Genomic DNA, 2,177 nt, shown 5'->3' with positions numbered 1-2,177 from the left:
ACAATACCCACTTTTAGTGATATTTGTTATTTTTAAAGAGCGTCTAAATACCATTGTAATTCATACCATTGTATTAAATTAATATACTTCTTCTGAATAACGTAGATTTCAAAAGCTTAACATATTATTTTTCCTTCGATATCTGCTTATGTAAAATTCTACCTACGTAAAAAAGAATCAGATGCGGGATCCCGTAAAACAATGATGATAATTTATTGTATTATTGTAATAATTTAGCTCACAACACAATAATGACGAGTTTATGTATATAAAAATCGATAAGTTAAATATCACTAAAAGTGGGGATTTTATACTACGATGAATAGCACGTTCTTTACTATATTAAGAGTTATTAATAATTTGTATGAAATAATTATTAGTAAATATTTAAATTACGAATCTTGTTTTGGACAACACTTTACAGATAGATTTTGGGACAAACACATAGATAAATTGATGTGTTATGATTTTTTGTTTATTGTCTACGATAATTGACGGTTATTAAAACAAAGTCGGAACATTCCGAAAAACGACTTAAACCAGAAGTAGGCATAGCTAAAATTATTCATTTATCGGATTCAATATTTTCTATCTTATATGGGTATTCTATATGATTGTTAGACTATTGATCAGACTTCAATCACCTGTTAGCCAAGGAACACTTGAATCAGCTGCGATTGGAATATCATTCGTATTTGTGTTCATGTTCTTGACTTGGTTTTGTGGAAATCTAATTCTGGGATTGTTTACATTATTTACAAGACCTAAAAAGACAATTGAAAAAATAAATAAACCGACATGAAAACGTGTGGTGACAACAGATTTACATCAGGCGGACTGAGATGTGACCTTGGAGCCTTGGGCTCCTAAAATGACCCGAATAAAGGTCTGAACCAATTAGCAACATAAATAACAAAAAACAGTAATGGACATACAATTTTGGATTGACCACGCAGACTCACTATTTCATCAAATTTTCATGATTGTGATGGGAGGTCTTGTTGGCATGGCTGCACTATTCGGCACGACGTATAATGTAATTAATATTTTGGTCTACTACATACTGATACCTGCCTCGTGGATATATTTGATTAGTAGAAAAACAAGCATTTGGATTAATGTTCTATCCTTAATCTCGTTATTATTCTTTTTACTTCTTCCAGGCTTAAGAGCAAACTCTGACTATGCATTTCAAAAAAGTGTTGACTTTCTAAACTGGACTGCTAAAATATTTAATTCAAACTATATAGATATGTCCGTGTACATTTGTGTGGTTGCTGTCGGTCTTATTTATTTAGTACTAGTTCCTTTGACACTTCCAAAAAAGCTAACAAAAAAGATAGGAATATTTAGCGCAATTATTAGTGTACTCTACCTGATTATAATTTATCCAAACTTTAAAGAAATGCTACTTTGGGGGCTCAATAAAATGAATGTGAAATATTAATCTAAAAGATCTGTAATTTCAATTTATTTAGGACTTTACTGCATTTATTTGTCTCTCCACCTACCTACTTATTCAGCCTTTTTAATTAAATGTTTTTCTCAATTCAAAGCCTTTAATAGACATAATAAATACTATGGGTTTTTAGTATGGTTACAAATTAATTAAGATTAATTATTATGAATTTTCATAAGGTTACTAAAATCCTTAATAACCTCAAATTTATACTGTACATCGCTCGGCATTTTTGCATAATCATAGTCATATAGATAAAATTCAATGTGCTCAAGATGTTTGAATAGTAAACCAAATCTACCTCTTAAAATGTCTATGTTAGCCCCTATAGATAGTTGAGCAGTGTCTACAGTTCTTAAATTTTCGTATAGTTCATCAATGGTCTTACCTATGCAATTTATATCTAATCGACTAAACTCATTTTTGATTGTTTCGTAAGAAGAGTTGAACGTAATTTTCTTGCCGTCTTCATTTATATAAGCGTAATATTCAATCGCCCTTTTAAAGTAAATCTCGAACTGTTTTTCTTATGGTAGATACTGTAATTGCGATACTAACATAGTTTTTTATTTTAGATGATATATTAATACAGGTCGTAGCTTACAACATACTCTAGTTTGTCCAGCTGTTTATGGGTGATCAACAAGATGAATTTTGCTACTGTTTGACTTAGAAACAGTTGTTCCAGCCCACCTAGACTACAAATTGCTCCTATAAA

The 2,177-nt window shown here is 30.5% G+C and carries 1 protein-coding gene; it reads left to right on the top strand.

Annotated elements, in window-relative coordinates; all coding sequences use genetic code 11:
• Positions 1-925 precede the first annotated feature (925 nt).
• Entirely contained in the window at positions 926-1,447 is a 522-nt protein-coding gene (locus A3SG_RS0118210; protein WP_016991420.1) for a hypothetical protein, read from the top strand.
• Positions 1,448-2,177 lie beyond the last annotated feature (730 nt).

The organism is Flavobacterium sp. ACAM 123 (assembly GCF_000264055.1).
In the GTDB taxonomy this organism is placed as follows: domain Bacteria; phylum Bacteroidota; class Bacteroidia; order Flavobacteriales; family Flavobacteriaceae; genus Flavobacterium.
Note: the sequence above shows the minus strand (reverse complement) of the source record. Positions and strands in the feature narration are given on the sequence as shown.